A 16,171-nucleotide genomic window follows, 5' to 3' on the forward strand; every position below is an offset into this window, starting at 1 on the left:
CATGACTCTTCTTAAGCAAAATCGTCTGGCCGAGCAGGCGGATGACGATGAAATCGACCTTTCCGAGGTCTTTAATGTCCTTCGTGAAAGCTGGCGGCTGATTGCTGTGGTGGCGGCGTGCGTGCTTCTTCTGGGGACGACGTACGCGTTTCTCGGCACGCCGGTTTATCGTGCGGATGCCGTCATTCAGGTGGACGACGATTCGGGCATGAGTTCGATCAACGACAAGCTGGGTGATCTCGCGTCGTTGTTTCAGAACAAGGCAACCGCGGATGCGGAAATCGAATTGATTCGCTCACGTATGGTGGTGGGCGAGACGGTGAGCCGCCTTCATCTGGATGTGAGTGCGAAGCCGCATTATTTTCCGCTGATTGGGGCGGCGATTGCTCGGCGTTCGCGGGGCAACGGGACTGGGGAGCTGGCAAAGCCGGTTCTTGGCCTGGGGCGCTATGCATGGGGCGGCGAGCGAATCAGCATAACGCGGTTTGATGTCCCTCCCGTGCTCTATGAGGAAAAGTTCAAACTGCGCGTGCTCGACGCCGAAAGATACGAACTCATCGATCCGGATAGCAATGTAGTGCTTCGAGCGCACGTCGGCGAATCTGCAAGCGGCATGATGGCAGAGGGCGCCGTGCACCTGACCGTGGCTTCGTTTGTGGCCAGGCCCGACACGCTCTTCGACCTCAAGCGCTTCTCGACGCAGCAAACCGTCGAAAAATTCCAAAAGAAACTGGATATTGCGGAAAAGACGAAACAGTCTGGCATCATCGGAGTCAAGCTTGATGGCGACGATGCACAACGCATCACGGCAACGATCAACATGATCGCGAGCCTGTACGTTCAGCGCAATGTCGACCGGAAATCGGCGCAGGCGCAGCAGATGCTCTCCTTCCTTGGTGACCAACTGCCACAACTGCGATCCGACCTCGACCAGTCGGAAGCGCGCTACAACGCATTTCGCGCGAAAACGGGCGCTATCGACCTCGACGCCCAAGGCAAGCTCCTGCTGCAATCCGTGGTGGATACAAAATCTCATCTGATCGAGCTGCAACAGCAACGCGCCGATCTGGTCCAGCGCTATACGCCTTCGCATCCCGCCGTTGCTGCTATCGATGCGCGCGTCGCCGAGCTGGAGCGGCAACAGGATGAATATGAGCGTCAGGTGAGTGGCCTGCCACAGACGCAGCAGGAAGCACTGCGTCTCATGCGCGATGTGAAAGTCAACACGGACCTTTACATGAAGTTGCTGGACAGCACTCAACAATTACGCGTGCTGAAAGCAGGTCAGCTTGGCAATGTGCGCACGGTGGACTTTGCTGTTGTCCCCGAGATGCCGGTGCGCCCGAAGCCGATCCTTGTACTTCCGATTGCTGCAATGTTGGGTCTCCTGGTCGGCTGTGCGGTTGCCCTCGGCCGCCGCATGCTCAATCGCGGCCTGGAGAGCCCCGCGGAAATTGAACACGCCGTAGAAGTACCCGTCTACGCGATCATCTCGCATAGCGACAAGCAACTCACGCTCGAACAGTCGGTGCGCCGCAATCCGTCCAAGCCGGGTGTACTCGCTGCCGTCTTCCCGGACGATGTCGCGGTCGAAGGATTGCGCAGTCTGCGGACAGCGCTGCAATTCGGCGTGCTCAAGCCCGAGAACAACATCGTGATGATTACCGGCCCGCGGCCCGGCGTGGGCAAGTCGTTCGTCTCCGTGAATCTCGCGACGGTGCTGGCCTCGACCGGCAAGCGCATCTTGCTGATCGACGCCGATATGCGGCGCGGAGATGTGCATTCGTACTTCTCGATCAACAACAAGCCCGGGCTCTCCGAGGTGCTGACAGGTCGTGAGCCTTCCGACGTCATTCACCACCAGGTGCTACCCAACCTTGACGTCATGATGGCGGGGGTGGCACCGGATCGTCCGTCAGAACTGTTGTTGCGCGAACGCTTTGCGACAGTGCTCAAGTCGCTCGCCTCGACCTACGACATGGTGATCGTGGACTCGCCGCCTGTGCTTGCGGTGACCGATCCTGTTCTCATCGGCAAGGAGGCTGGTGCGACGCTCATGGTGGTACGCCATGGCCGCCACTCCGCCGCCGAACTGAGGGAGACGACGCGTCACCTGTCCAGCGCAGGTGTAGCGGTAGATGGCGTGTTGCTGACTGATGTGCCGCAGCGCGGCGCAACCTACGGCGCGTATTCCGACTACCGGAAGAAGCCCGAATAGAGCAACGAGTTCAGCCCAAATGGGTAGCTTGCGCGAGGTCACAGCAATGAAACAAGTAGTACTACTAATATTTGGAACGCGCCCGGAAGCAATCAAGATGGCGCCACTCGTACGGCGCTTGCGGCGCGATCCGGACGTCGATTGCAAGGTATGCGTGACCGGGCAGCACCGCGAGATGCTCGATCAGGTTCTGGCGATCTTTGATATCGAGCCGGACTTTGATCTGAACGTCATGAAGCGTGGTCAGGATCTCTACGACGTCACGACAGCGATTCTCTCGGGCTTGCGTGGCGTGCTGGCGTGCGCCAAACCGGACATGGTGCTCGTGCATGGCGATACCACCACGACCATGGCGGCAACGCTCGCGGCGTTCTATATGCGCATTCCTGTCGCTCACGTGGAGGCGGGGTTGCGCACAGGTAATCTCCTTTCGCCGTGGCCCGAGGAGGCAAATCGCAAGCTGACGGGAGCACTGGCAACGCTCCACTTTGCACCAACCGACCGAGCTCGGCAGAACCTGCTAGCCGAAGGTGTGAGCGACGACTCGATCGTGGTGACTGGCAATACGGTGATCGATGCACTGCTTCACGTGCGCGAGCGTCTCTCGAGCGACGTGCATTTGCGAACCGAAGTTCAACACATGCTGCCTGCTTTTCAGCCAGGGCGACGCCTCGTGCTGGTCACTGGGCATCGCCGCGAAAGCTTCGGCAACGGCTTTGAGCGCATTTGCACGGCACTCGCGCAGTTGGCCCATGCCTACCCGAACGTCGACATCGTCTATCCCGTGCATTTGAACCCGAGCGTGCGCGAACCGGTGAATCGCCTGCTCACGGGCATCGCCAATGTCCACCTGATCGAGCCGCTCGATTACCTGCCGTTCGTGAGCCTGATGGATCACGCATATCTGATCCTGACCGACTCGGGCGGTGTGCAGGAGGAGGCGCCTTCGCTGTGCAAGCCGGTGCTCGTGATGCGAGACACCACTGAGCGTCAGGAGGCCATCGATGCAGGTGTCGTGCAACTTGTGGGCACCGAGGTTCGCGCGATTGTCGAGGGCGTTGCGAGGTTGCTGGATGACGGTGAAGCGTACGCGGCGATGAGCCGCGGAGAGAACCCCTATGGAGATGGAAAGGCGTGCGACCGCATTGCGGCCACGTTGAAGTCCCGTTGAATTGCCGCAAAGCGCGCGGCGTGAAGCAACGACAAATCAAGGCATCGACATCATGAACTTCGAAACGATTTCGGTTGTAGGGCTCGGATACATTGGCTTGCCGACGGCGGCAGCATTTGCCGCTCGACGCAAGAAAGTGATCGGCGTCGACGTCAATCAACATGCAGTCGACACCATCAATCGCGGTGCAATTCACATCGTCGAGCCGGAACTCGACATGCTCGTGCATGCTGCCGTGACGCAAGGCTATTTGCGTGCCACCACAACGCCCGAACCCGCAGATGCATTTCTTATTGCCGTTCCCACTCCGTTCGCGGACGGTCACAAGCCCGATCTGTCCTATATCGAGGCTGCGAGCCGCACGGTGGCGCCTGTGTTGAAAAAGGGCGACCTGATCGTCCTTGAATCGACCTCGCCCGTGGGCGCGACCGCGAAGATGGCTGAATGGATGGCCGAGATGCGGCCGGATCTTACCTTCCCGCAACAGGTTGGCGACGCATCGGATGTCCGTGTGGCGCATTGCCCCGAGCGGGTGTTGCCGGGGCACGTGATTCGTGAACTGGTTGAAAACGATCGCGTGATTGGTGGCATGACGGACCGTTGTAGCGAGATGGCGCGCGAACTTTATCAAGTGTTCGTGCGTGGCGAATGCATTATCACGGAGGCACGCACGGCAGAGATGTGCAAGCTCACTGAGAATTCGTTTCGCGACGTGAATATCGCGTTTGCCAACGAGCTTTCGCTGATCTGCGATCGGCTCGATATCAACGTCTGGGAACTCATCAAGCTGGCGAATCGCCATCCTCGCGTGAACATTCTGCAGCCGGGGCCTGGCGTGGGCGGTCACTGTATTGCAGTGGATCCGTGGTTCATCGTGGATTCAGCGCCCGAGCAGGCTCGGCTCATTCGCGCCGCCCGAAATGTGAACGACGAGAAGCCGCACTGGGTGATCGAGCGTGTAGAGCGAGCGGCGGAGCGTTTCCGTGAACCGGTGATTGCGTGCCTTGGCTTGGCATTTAAGGCAAATATCGACGATTTGCGCGAAAGCCCGGCGGTGGAAATCGCGAAGGAACTGGGGCAACGGTTTCCTGGAAAGGTGGTGGCTGTCGAGCCAAATATTCGGGAACTGCCGTCAGGACTGCAGGGCGTTTTGCAACTTTGCGATCTGCGCACGGCACTGGCCGAGGCGGATGTGATCGTGATCCTGGTGGACCACGCGCAATTCAAGCAGGTCGATCCGATCAGGTTGCAGGCGAAGGTGGTGATTGATACGCGGGGTGTGTTGGCGCGTGTCTGATGGCGTGGCCTGCCGAGGCAAACACAATGTAGCAGTCCCATGTGAGACCGGGGACGATTTACACCACGTTTCACAGGTGGGGATCGTCCCCGGGCGTAACCGAATTGACGATGAACTACGGACGACTAATCGGAAAGGCAGAGGCGATCATCGCGACCGGGATGCCGGGACTCTATCGCGTCCTGGCGTTCATAGGTGTTCAGAAAATTTATTCGCTCAGCGATCTCGGGCGAGCCGCCTCGGCGTTCTCAGTTGCGCAGATTCTGGCGTTTTTTACGGCAATTGGGTGGACGACTCTGATACTCGCGCGCGTGCCTGCGGCACATTGCCGAGAGGACGGCGTTCAACGCTTCTATGAACTGGTTCAGATGGCTGCCATTTCCTTGGTGGCATTTGCTGTCGGTATTGTGCTCTGGGCGTGGGCCTTTCCGTCCGAGGTTTCAGGGCTTGAGACGGGTGTAATCATGGCGGGGTGGACGTTCTATCAGGTGACGCGGCATTACTTTGTTGCTCTGCGGGAATATAGGCGCATTATTGCTTATGACCTTTTTCTGCTCGCGGCGACGGCAGCGTATGTGGTCGGGTGTCACGACTTCGGAATAGCTGCCGGGTTCCCTCTTGGCCTCGCGCTGCTGACGACGGGCGCACTCATACTCGTGAATATAGGTCGACCACAAAAATTCCTGCGTGCAACGACATTCGAATTCAAGGGGCTCGAATTCGGCTTCAACAATTTTCTATCCGGCGGCGTTGCGCTTAGCCTGGTGCCAATCGCGAACTTCACCGAAGGTGCCCACTTTGCTGGCGTTGTATCGCTGGTTGTATCCTTCAGCGCTATTTGTGCACTGATTCCACGCGCAATTTCGTTATATCGCCTACCTGAACTCAGCAAACTCGTCAGCGCCGGCAAGTCGCTAGCGGACCTGACTTCGCGGACCGCTCGGGAAGTGGCGCTGGCCTGTGGTGGAGCATTTCTGGTGAATGTCGGGATGGTTGTGGGGCTCGCGCTTTATCAGGATGCACAGGCGCGCTCTTGGTATGCGCTGATTTGCGGTCTTGTGATTTGCGCCCAGAATTGCATAAGCATGCTGGGCATGGCGCAAAGCAACGTGCTAATGGTTCGTGAGGCAAGTCGGGCATCAATGGCCATCAATTTGACATCCTGCGGATTGTTTGTCGCCACTATGGCCGTTTTCTATGCTGTTTCTGGCGGGCTCAATTTTTCTTTCGTATTGGCTGTATGTATTGTTGCGACCCTCGTGCGCAACTCCATGCTCAGGCGTAGGAGTGCCCCGCTCTTGGCATCGAGTGTTCGTCCCTGCTGATGGAATTTCGAACCGCCGAAACTGGCAAAAACGACGAAACAGACCCGTCATGACATTATGTAACGTAGTTTTATCAACGGAGCCGCGTGGTGGAAAGGGTGGGGTTGCCACGGTTGTTCCGATGTACCTTGAGGCGCTGAGCGAGTTAGGGAAAACCGAGTTTATCCCGACTCATAGTAGCCGGAAGTTTTGGGGAAAGTTTGGGCCGTGGCTCTGCTCTTTCTTCCGTTGTATGAGAACAATGGCGCGAGAGCGTAGTTCGCGGCTGTTTTTTCATCTGCATCCGGGGTCGGGTTTTTGCATTGTCCGAATGCTGTTCCTGGCAATATTCCTTCGCAGCGTTGCGCGCCAAAGAGTTCTCGTATATCTGCACACGCCATACCTCGAGACATATCTGGAGAACCCTGTATGGCAGTTGATCATCGGAGCGCTGGCTAGACAATCGACTTACGTGATTGTCCTCACGTCATACGCGCGCGCTGTGCTGGCCAAGCACGGCTTATCCGGAAAAGCTCGTGTCATACCAAACCCGTTTCGGGCATGTGCGAGGCGGGCAGAGCGGATAGAAAACGTCAGTGGCGAAGTGACAGTCCTGACCATGGGGCGACTCGTCAAGGGTAAGGGAATACTGGAAACAGTTATGGCGATGTCACGACTTCCAGGGAACTATCGTCTCGTTGTCGCCGGAGATGGTGAACTGGCAGCTCTGATGAGGGAGGTGATTTCAGAAAATCGTCTCGAATCGCGCGTGGTAATGAAAGGTTGGGTTTCCGGCGTGGAAAAGGATGAGCTTTTAGCCAATGCCAATGTATTTTGCTTGCCGAGTACTGTCGATTCATTTGGGATGAGCTTCGTTGAGGCCCAGTGCTATGACCTGCCGATCGTGGCTTTTAGGCACCCGCCTGTATTGGAGGTCATATGCCCTGAGCGAGCCATCTTTGTGAGTGAACTTGCCATAGACAGCCTGGCAGAAGCCATAAAAAAGGCGGCTGAAATAGGTTCAGAAGGAGTTCTGGAAGGTGGAGCGAAATGGGTAAACGATTTATTTGGTATTTCGAAAATAGCCAATCTCTTGGGTGGAATCATAGAGGAAGCTCTTAATAAACGTTGCCCCTAGGAAGCTGGAGTTATTTTTATGCAAATAAAGTTAAAATGGAATAATTTTCCGGCTGTGGCAAAATTAATAATTCTAATGTCGATCTCGACCGTGGTGCTCGCAACCGAGTCTGAGCGGCAACAATATGATGTTTTGTTCACCACTTCGTGGGAGCATGGCGTCGACGATCGGCTTCAGTATCAAATGCCTGAAAGGGATTCGATTGAAGATGTCGATTTCGGTATTCCGGAAACTCCCCGAGCTCTGAAAGTAACCATCTTTCGAGATCAAAATTACAAAGGCGTTGCCAACGGAACGCCTCGTGCCGAAATATCGTTTGGTGAATTCATCAAATTTCATCGAAACGGCGACTATCTTGTGAATTGGCAGACATATATCCCGGCGGATTATGTGTTAGACAAGGAGCAGCCGGAGGTGATCACGCAAATCCACCAAGGCGCTCAGATCAAAACAGGTTATCCCACGTTTGCGCTCTTTTTGTCTGCTGATGGAGGCTATGGTGTGCGTAGTCATACGCAGAATTCCAACGATTCAATAGGAAAAATATTCGGAAATCCAACGGATGATAGAGGGAGAGTTGTAAATTGGAGCCTGCATTACATTCCAGACGACACTGGAAAGTGTGCGCTCACCGAGCTCTTCAAGGATGGACAAAGGGTGTTTATAAGTAAAGGTACTCCTAATGCATATGCTAACGATGATAATGCATACCTTAAATTCGGAATTTATAAAGCCGGATGGCAGGTAAAGCCCTCCGACGTCCGTGCCAGGACGATGTATTTTGGTCGACTTTCCATATTTTTAAAGAGATGGATAAATCGCCGATCTGTGCGATGGCAGTAATGCTGGTTGCATTTGTTTTCAGAGTATCTTCGCTTAGTTCGATGAATTCTGAAATCTGTGAGGTTTCATGAATCGCATAAATATATTTGACTGTCCGATGGACGCTGCAACGATGGACGAGACCGTTGCGTGGATTGCAGATCGAATAGAACGTCGCGTCTTTACACAACATGTTGTTGTGAATGTCGCTAAGCTCGTTCATATGCAGACAGACAAGGAATTGGCTCTTTCGGTCAAAAATTGCGACATTATAAACGTTGACGGAATGGGCGTAGTCTGGGGAGCACGCATGCTCGGGCAACCTGTGCCAGAACGTGTCGCCGGAGTGGATCTGTTCGGGAAATTAATCGAAATGGCGAGTTCTGGTGGCTTGCCGATATATCTGCTGGGTGCGACCGACGCAGTCGTCGAAAAGACCGCGGAGATCCTGGCGGAACGTCATCCGGAACTCCTGCTGGCGGGATTCAGCAATGGATACTTTTGGGACGATGAAGGGGCAGTGGTGGATAAGATCAGGCAATCAGGAGCACGTCTCCTGTTTGTCGCAATTAGCTCGCCGAAAAAGGAAATCTTCATCAATCGCTGGAAGGACGAACTCGGTGTGGATTTTGTAATGGGCGTGGGCGGAACGTTCGATGTCATTGCGGGCAAGGTTCGTCGCGCGCCCGAATGGATGCAGCGTAGCGGCTTGGAGTGGTTTTATCGTGTAACTCAGGAGCCCAGACGCATGTGGAAGCGCTATTTTTTAACTAATATACGGTTTGCTTTTATGCTAGGCAAGGCCTATTTGTCGGCGCGCCAGGCGTAGGTTCTGTGAAATGGGATTTTTTCCCCTCGATGAGCGGAACTGCTCTGATCGGGTTCCGTGCATCACTTTCCCTAAATTTTGTGGTTGAATGAATATCGTTGGATCGCAGTCGTATGAAGAATTACTTGTATGAACGTTTGCGGCCGGAAAAGAAGGGTTCGGATAGCAGCGTGAGGCACCTCAATCCACTTTTACTATTTATCCTGATTTATATTGCCTACAATGGCATCGGTTTGATTGATACGCCGTGGACAATTGCTGGTGCATACGACAAAACCCTGTGCTGGGAGCTATTTCTCACAGGGTTGGCGGGCGCGAGCGTTGCGCTTGTTTTTTGGGGTGGGCATCGTGAATATAGGATTGAGCCAATAATCAGGCGGCGAACGTCAAGGCAATTAACGGCGCTCTTTTTTCTGATGTTTACGGCCTGCCTTGCATCGGCTATTTTTATGACTGGCGGAATACCGCTCTTTGCCGGGGAGGAGCGTTTTGGAAACTCTGCCCTTGCTTTCAATTTAATTCAATTGTATGGATTCTGGGCTTTAGTCAGGACAATATCCAGCATGGAAACCGGTAGAAGGGTTCGTTATTTTCATCCGATATTATACATGGCGGGAGCGCTATGTTTTGGATACAGGACGCCGATACTGATTTTTGTTTTCGTAATATTTGTCTATCTGATCACATTCAAGGTCTCAAGAGGAAAGGGTGTGGTGCTCGGGTTTTGTGCGATTTTATCTATTGTAATATTTTCCGCAGTATTTGCTGCGTATAGGGTGTCGCAGAGTTATGATTTTGTAATTTTTTTTAAAAATATTGATTTTCGGTACATAAACGATCACAAATATTTGCTGCCGTTTGTTCCTGCGCTTGCAATGTTTGATTTTAGCCAGAACACAATCAGTACCATAGGCAGCGCGCTCCATGAGCACATGTATGGCCAGTTGCTCATCAGTAACTATGAGACATTCCTGCCCGGTAAGCATTGGGGAGCACGCAATATTATCGGGGCAATTACTTCAGCACGCTGGATTGCCGGCAGGCCAATGAGCATTACTCCAACGTTACAAGGGGCACTCTATGTCGATTTTGGCTACGTTGGAGTCTTTTTTGGGTTCTTTCTGATAGTTGCGATCGTTGGAAATCTCTGGCGTTTAACAGAGAAATGGAGTGCTGTTGGGAAATTCAGCTTTTGTTATTTGCTGACACTTTCCATTATGGCGATACACAATGGTTACTGGGATGCCGGTTTCGTATTTTTTCTATTTTTTTTGCTAATCATTCGTATTTTTGACCTGCTCAAGACGATGAGCTCGAGGAAGGTTGGTGGTGCTGGCTGAATTATAAATATCGAAGTATTAATTTTTTTGACTGGAGTTGCATGTGATTTATATATTCAGGATCTCGAGATTTTTTTATATTCTTCGCATTCCTTTTGTTCCCTGGGCTTTTAAAATTGTTAATCGTATTCTCTTTTCAGTATCGGTTCCCCCCTCGGTAAAGGTTGGAAGAAATGTGATCTTTGGCTATCAAGGCCTTGGCATTGTCGTACATCGTCACGCGGTAATCGGTAACAACGTTACTATTTCGCCGAATGTCGTTATCGGCGGTCGAAGTGGGAAAATGGGCGCGCCTATCATCGAGGATGATGTCTTGATTGGCGCTGGCGCCAGTGTTCTTGGGCCGATCAGAATTGGCAGGGGAGCAAAGATCGGCGCCAATGCTGTCGTGTTGGCAGATGTGCCTCCGCACGCGATCGCGGTGGGTATCCCGGCGAGAATTGTCTCTTCCGCCGCCTGACGTTATGCCCCCTCACATCCCCGGCACCATCTCCGGCGGATGCTGCTTAAGCTGCTTCCTGGCCTCACGAAACTCAGGAAAAATCGACTCCACGGTCTGCCAGAACCGCGGACTATGGTTCATCTCGCGCAAATGCGCGAGCTCATGTGCCACAACATAGTCGACAACCGAAAGCGGAAAATGAATCAACCGCCAGTTCAAACGAATCCGTCCTTCGCTAGAACAACTTCCCCAGCGCGTCATCGCTGAAGAAAGCGCATAGGACCGAAACGTCACCCCAAGCCTCGCCGCATAAACCGCAAGCCGCTCGCCAAAAATCCGCGTCGCTTCCCCCTGAAGCCAGCCCGTCACGCGGTCCTTGATCTGCTGCGCGTCCGCGTGCGGCGGCAGCGGCAACGCCAGCACCCGCGTTGCCTCATCAAACGCGAGCACCGATGCCCCCAGCCTCACGCTCATCGGCTTGCCAAGATAGGGCAGTTCAGCGCCATCGCCCCATTCCACGCGCGGCAGCGCACGCTGTTCAACCCGCGTTTGCCACTCAATCAGCTTCGCAAAGATCCACCGTTGCTTCTCAACGATGGCGGTTTCGATGTCAGCTAGAGTCACCCATCGGGGCGCAGTGATCGTGAGCCCGGTGCCGTCGATGGCAAACCCGATCGACTTGCGCGAGGACCGCTTGAGCCGATACTGCAACGTGCGCGCGCCCAGTTCGAGCGTGCGCAGCCGCGTACCATCGGGCGCGAGCGGTGCCTTGGGCGCCGTGAAAGGCGATTGTGCGGGAGGCGGAGCGGAAAACGGCAATGAAGGCGAGGGCGTAGCAACCGGAACAGCCGGCTCAGCAAAGAGCGGCAAATCGAGTTGCCCATTGTCGAGCGCCGCGACGGGGCGCGGCGTAGAGGACTTCTGCATCGTCAGGCTGGGTGCGGGATGGCATGCGTGGCGCGCGGCTAGCTTGCCGCTTGAGCGTCAGATCCTCGCGGCGTCTGCCGATGCGCCATTCGTTTCGCGATACGCGTCTGGATCGATGCGTCGCATTTCGGCTTCGATCCACTGTTCCACACGCGTATTCACCTGGTCGGGCGTGAGCCCGGTTGTCTCGATCGGCTTGCCGATCGACACCGTGACTATACCCGCATATTTGGTGAACGAGTTGCGGGGCCAGACGTGCCCCGCGTTGTGCGCGATCGGCACGACGGGGGCGCCGGTCGAAATCGCAAAGCGCGCGCCGCCGGTCTTGTATTTGCCCTGCTTGCCCACCGGCGTGCGCGTGCCTTCCGGGAACATGATGACCCACGCGCCTTCGGCCATGCGCGCTTTGCCCTGGCGCGTCACGGAGGCGAATGCGTACTTGCCTTCCTTGCGGTCGATCTGAACCATCTTCAGCATGCCCAGCGCCCAGCCGAAGAACGGCACGTACAGCAGTTCGCGCTTGAACACGAAGCACAGCGGCCGCGGCATCAGTGCGGGAAAGGCCAGCGTTTCCCATGCCGACTGGTGCTTCGAGAGCAGCACGGCCGGTCCGTTGGGCAGGTTCTCCATGCCCTCGATGCGGTAGCGGATGCCGTTGAGCCAGCGCGTGACGAAGAGCGTCGAGCGGCACCAGCCCACGGCCATCCAGTAGCGCCGCGCGGCGTTCAGGAACGGGAACGCGATGAAGCATGCCGTTGCGTAGGGGATCGTGTAGACGATCAGGTAGATGAACAGCAGCAGGGAGCGGATGAGGCGCATCGGTTGGACCGTTCTTCGAAGGGCAGGGCGACAGGGCTACGGCGCGGCGCTAAGCCGGCTCGTTCGCGAGGAAGTCGAGCACGAACGCGCGCAGGTCGTCGTGCACTTTCGTGCCTTCGGGCAGGCCGCCCGCCGCGAGCGTCTTCTCGCCTTTGCCCGTGCGCACGAGGTGCGTGGGAAAGCCGAGCACGGCGCCCGCTTGCAGGTCGCGCAGCGAATCGCCGACCACGGGGGTGTCGGCGGGATCGATCTCGAAGCGCTCGGCGATCATCTTGAGCATGCCGGGCTTGGGCTTGCGGCAGTCGCAATGGTCTTGCGCGGTGTGCGGGCAGAAGAACACGGCGTCGATGCGTCCGCCCACCGCGGCGGCCTGGCGTTGCATCTTGGCGTGCATCTCGTTGAGCGCCGTCGTGTCGAACAGGCCTCGGCCGATGCCGGACTGGTTCGTCGCGACGGCGACGCGATAGCCCGCCTGGTTCAGGCGAGCGATCGCTTCGAGACTGCCCGGGATCGCGATCCATTCGTCCACGGACTTGACGAAGGCGTCGGAGTCGACGTTGATCACGCCGTCGCGGTCGAGGATCACGAGTTTGCGGCTGGTGCTGGTCGGCATGGCGTCGTTCAGTAGAGGGGCACGACGGCCATCACGCGGCGAGGCGCGAGATGTCGGCCACGCTGTTCATCTGGCGATGCAATGCCTTGAGCAGCGCGAGACGGTTCGCGCGCAGCGCCGGGTCTTCCGCGTTCACCATCACGTCGTTGAAGAACGTGTCGACGGTTTCGCGCAGCGCCGCGAGCGCCGTGAGCGCGCCCGTGTACTCGCGCGCGGCCAGTTGCGTCTGCACGCGCGGCGCAACCTGTTCGAGCTGCGCGTAGAGCGCCTTTTCCGCGTTTTCCACGAAGAGCGTACTCTGCACGCCCGCGTCCTCGGCGCCGTCGGACTTCTTGAGGATGTTCGAGATGCGCTTGTTGGCCGCCGCGAGCGAGGCCGCTTCCTCGAGCGCCGCGAATTCGCGCACGGCGTCGAGACGCGCGACGATATCGTCGAGGCGCGTGGGGTTCATCGCGAGCACCGCGTCGATTTCCTGCGCCGCGTAGCCGCGCTCGCGCAGCATGCCGCGCAGGCGGTCCATGCAGAATTCGTAGATCGCCTGCGTCGATTCCGTGACGGCTTCGATGCCGGCGAACTGCGCGTAAGCGGTGCGCAGCAGCTCGACGAGATCGAGCGGCAACTGCTTCTCGACGAGGATGCGTAGCACGCCCAGCGCGTGGCGGCGCAGTGCGAACGGGTCTTTCTCGCCGGTTGGCGCAAGGCCGATGCCCCAGATGCCCACGAGCGTTTCGAGCTTGTCCGCGAGCGCGACGATCGTGCCCGTGGCCGTGGTCGGCAATGCGTCGCCGGAGAAGCGCGGCTGATAGTGCTCGGTGCACGCAATCGCCACTTCTTCGGGCTCGCCGTCGTGGCGCGCGTAGTAGGTGCCCATCGTGCCTTGCAGCTCGGGGAACTCGCCCACCATGTCGGTCAGCAGGTCGGCCTTGGCGAGGCGCGCGCCGCGCTTCGCGAGCGCGGCGTCGGCGCCGCTCATGTCGGAGATGGCGCCCGCGAGCGCTTCGAGGCGCTCCACGCGCTGCAGCGTCGAGCCGAGCTTGTTGTGATAGACCACGTTCGCGAGCAGCGGCACGCGATCGGCCAGCGGCTTCTTCTTATCCTGCTCGAAGAAGAACTTGGCGTCGGCGAGACGCGGGCGCACGACGCGCTCGTTGCCTTCGACGATTTCGCCCGGCGTTTCGGTCTCGATGTTGGAGACGATCAGAAAGCGCGAGCGCAGGCGGCCTGCGGCGTCGGTAAGCGCGAAGTATTTCTGGTTCGTCTGCATCGTGAGGATCAGGCATTCCTGCGGCACTTGCAGGAATTCGTCCTCGAATTTGCACGCGTAGACAACCGGCCATTCGACGAGCGAGTTCACTTCGTCGAGCAGCGCCTCGGGCATGACGACCTGGTCGTCGCCGGCCTGCTCGATGAGCTGTTCGCGGATCGCTTCGCGGCGGTCCGCATAGCTCGCGAGCACGTGGCCCTTGTGCTGCAGCGTGTGCGCGTAGTCGTCGGCGTGCGTGATGGCGACGTTGCCGTGCGAGAGGAAGCGGTGGCCGCGCGTGGTGTCGCCGGCGTCGATGCCAAACGCCGTGACGGGCACGATCTGGTCGCCGTGCAGGACCGTGAGGCGATGCACCGGGCGCACGAACTGCACGTTGCTGCCGTCCGGGCGCTGGTACGTCATGACCTTCGGGATCGGCAGCCTGGCGAGTGCTTCGTCGAGCACGGCTTGCAGGCCGTCGGCGAGCGTCGCGCCCGGCGCCGAATAGCGCAGGAAGAACGCTTCGTTCTTGCCGTCGCTGGCGCGTTCGAGGTCGGAGACGGGGAAGTCGGGGAAGCCGAGCGCGGCGAGCTTCTTCGCGAGCGGCGCGGTGGGCTGGCCGTTGGCGTCGAGCGCGACCGAGACGGGCAGCACTTTTTCGCGCACCTGCTTTTCGGGCGCGACGCTGCGCACGTTCTTGATCGTCACGGCGAGACGGCGCGGCGTGGCGAAGCGTTCGAACGAGAGGTCGCCTTCGATCAGGTCGCGCGCGGCGAGGCGCTGCGCGATGCCTTCGGCGAACGCGTCGCCGAGGCGCGCGAGGGCCTTCGGCGGCAGTTCCTCGGTCAGCAGTTCGACGAGGAGGGTGGCGTGATGAGCTTGGGTCATTGTTCTGGAGATCCGGTCATTCCTCGTCGAACTTGCGTTCGACCTTCAGCGGCGGCGCCCAGGCGGGCATCGCGGCGTCCTGTTCGTCGGTGGTCAGGCCCGGCACGCCGTGCACCGGATTGCCGAGCATCGGGAAGCCGAGCTTCTCGCGCGATTCGTAGTACGACTGCGCCACGCTGCGCGAGAGCGCGCGAATGCGGCCGATGTACGCCGCGCGCTCCGTCACGGAGATCGCGCCGCGCGCGTCGAGCAGATTGAACGTGTGGCCGGCCTTGAGCACGAGCTCGTAGGCGGGCAGCGCGAGCCGCAGATCGATCATGCGCTTCGCTTCGCCTTCGTACGCGTTGAAGAACGTGAACAGCAGGTCGACGTTCGCGTGCTCGAAGTTGTACGTGGAGTGCTCGACTTCGTTCTGGTGGTAGACGTCGCCATAGGTGAGGCGGCGCAGCTCGGGGCCGTTCGGGCCTTCCTCTTCCCACTCGGTCCAGATGAGGTCGTAGACGTTCTCGACCTTCTGCAGGTACATCGCGAGGCGCTCGAGGCCGTAGGTGATTTCGCCGAGCACGGGCTTGCAGTCGAGGCCGCCCACTTGCTGGAAGTACGTGAACTGCGTGACTTCCATGCCGTTGAGCCAGACTTCCCAGCCGAGGCCCCAGGCGCCGAGCGTGGGGTTCTCCCAGTCGTCTTCCACGAAGCGCACGTCGTTTTGCTTCAGGTCGAAGCCGAGCGCTTCGAGCGAGCCCAGGTACAGGTCGAGGATGTTTTCCGGCGCCGGCTTGAGCACCACCTGGTACTGGTAGTAGTGCTGCAGGCGGTTCGGGTTCTCGCCGTAGCGGCCGTCTTTCGGGCGGCGCGAGGGCTGCACATAGGCTGCTCGCCACGGCTCGGGGCCGATCGCGCGCAGGAAGGTGTGGACGTGCGAGGTGCCGGCGCCGACTTCCATGTCGATCGGCTGGAGCAGCGCGCAGCCCTGCTTGTCCCAGTAAGACTGGAGCGTCAGGATGATTTGCTGAAACGTGAGCATGTGTGCCTGCAGTGTCTTTTAGGGCGAAAGGCGTGGGCTGCGGCGGCAAGGGCGGCCACGCGCGGCCGGAGTTTGGCCAGACATGGCGTTCCGCGC

The 16,171-nt window shown here is 57.9% G+C and carries 14 protein-coding genes; 9 read left to right on the forward strand and 5 right to left on the reverse strand.

What is annotated here, in order from left to right; translation table 11 throughout:
• Position 1: 1 nt before the first annotated feature.
• From U5775_RS20110 to U5775_RS20150, 9 genes are all read left to right on the forward strand, one after another.
• The gene (locus U5775_RS20110) at positions 2-2,218 is read left to right on the forward strand and encodes a polysaccharide biosynthesis tyrosine autokinase (RefSeq protein ID WP_322059847.1); all 2,217 of its coding nucleotides are present in this window, start codon (positions 2-4) and stop codon (positions 2,216-2,218) included.
• 46 nt (positions 2,219-2,264) lie between these two features.
• Complete coding sequence (gene wecB, locus U5775_RS20115; RefSeq protein ID WP_322059935.1) at positions 2,265-3,389, forward strand: non-hydrolyzing UDP-N-acetylglucosamine 2-epimerase; 1,125 nt, start codon at positions 2,265-2,267, stop codon at positions 3,387-3,389.
• Between the two features lie 52 nt (positions 3,390-3,441).
• Positions 3,442-4,686, forward strand: a complete 1,245-nt coding sequence (gene wecC, locus U5775_RS20120; protein WP_322059848.1) for a UDP-N-acetyl-D-mannosamine dehydrogenase — start codon at positions 3,442-3,444, stop codon at positions 4,684-4,686.
• A 110-nt stretch (positions 4,687-4,796) separates the two neighbouring features.
• Positions 4,797-6,011, forward strand: a complete 1,215-nt coding sequence (locus tag U5775_RS20125; RefSeq protein ID WP_322059849.1) for a hypothetical protein — start codon at positions 4,797-4,799, stop codon at positions 6,009-6,011.
• A gap of 310 nt (positions 6,012-6,321) precedes the next feature.
• Positions 6,322-7,128: a glycosyltransferase gene (locus U5775_RS20130; RefSeq protein ID WP_322059850.1), complete on the forward strand. Its 807-nt coding sequence runs from the start codon at positions 6,322-6,324 to the stop codon at positions 7,126-7,128.
• A gap of 18 nt (positions 7,129-7,146) precedes the next feature.
• A complete protein-coding gene (locus U5775_RS20135) occupies positions 7,147-7,971 on the forward strand; it encodes a heparin lyase I family protein (protein WP_322059851.1) in 825 nt (274 codons plus the stop codon).
• A 112-nt stretch (positions 7,972-8,083) separates the two neighbouring features.
• Positions 8,084-8,779 (forward strand): WecB/TagA/CpsF family glycosyltransferase, encoded by a 696-nt coding sequence (locus U5775_RS20140; protein ID WP_322059852.1) that lies wholly within the window; start codon positions 8,084-8,086, stop codon positions 8,777-8,779.
• Positions 8,780-8,892: 113 nt separating this feature from the next.
• Positions 8,893-10,119 carry a hypothetical protein gene (locus tag U5775_RS20145; protein ID WP_322059853.1) on the forward strand — a complete coding sequence of 409 codons (1,227 nt, stop codon included), beginning with the start codon at positions 8,893-8,895 and terminating at the stop codon, positions 10,117-10,119.
• A 43-nt stretch (positions 10,120-10,162) separates the two neighbouring features.
• Positions 10,163-10,579, forward strand: a complete 417-nt coding sequence (locus U5775_RS20150) for a serine O-acetyltransferase (protein WP_322059854.1) — start codon at positions 10,163-10,165, stop codon at positions 10,577-10,579.
• Between the two features lie 12 nt (positions 10,580-10,591).
• Here the strand turns inward: U5775_RS20150 and U5775_RS20155 are convergent, their stop codons facing one another.
• Genes U5775_RS20155 through glyQ form a run of 5 tightly spaced genes read right to left on the reverse strand, consistent with a single transcriptional unit; the run spans position 10,592 to position 16,075 of the window.
• Positions 10,592-11,488, reverse strand: coding sequence for a SprT family zinc-dependent metalloprotease (locus U5775_RS20155; RefSeq protein ID WP_322059855.1), 897 nt, complete (start codon positions 11,486-11,488; stop codon positions 10,592-10,594).
• 57 nt (positions 11,489-11,545) lie between these two features.
• Entirely contained in the window at positions 11,546-12,307 is a 762-nt protein-coding gene (locus U5775_RS20160) for a lysophospholipid acyltransferase family protein (protein WP_322059856.1), read from the reverse strand.
• A gap of 49 nt (positions 12,308-12,356) precedes the next feature.
• Positions 12,357-12,920, reverse strand: a complete 564-nt coding sequence (gene gmhB / locus U5775_RS20165) for a D-glycero-beta-D-manno-heptose 1,7-bisphosphate 7-phosphatase (protein WP_322059857.1) — start codon at positions 12,918-12,920, stop codon at positions 12,357-12,359.
• A gap of 31 nt (positions 12,921-12,951) precedes the next feature.
• Positions 12,952-15,051: a glycine--tRNA ligase subunit beta gene (gene glyS, locus U5775_RS20170; protein ID WP_322059858.1), complete on the reverse strand. Its 2,100-nt coding sequence runs from the start codon at positions 15,049-15,051 to the stop codon at positions 12,952-12,954.
• A 16-nt stretch (positions 15,052-15,067) separates the two neighbouring features.
• Positions 15,068-16,075 carry a glycine--tRNA ligase subunit alpha gene (glyQ, locus tag U5775_RS20175; protein ID WP_322059859.1) on the reverse strand — a complete coding sequence of 336 codons (1,008 nt, stop codon included), beginning with the start codon at positions 16,073-16,075 and terminating at the stop codon, positions 15,068-15,070.
• Between the last annotated feature and the right edge of the window lie 96 nt (positions 16,076-16,171).

Source organism: Paraburkholderia sp. J63 (assembly GCF_905220245.1).
In the GTDB taxonomy this organism is placed as follows: domain Bacteria; phylum Pseudomonadota; class Gammaproteobacteria; order Burkholderiales; family Burkholderiaceae; genus Paraburkholderia.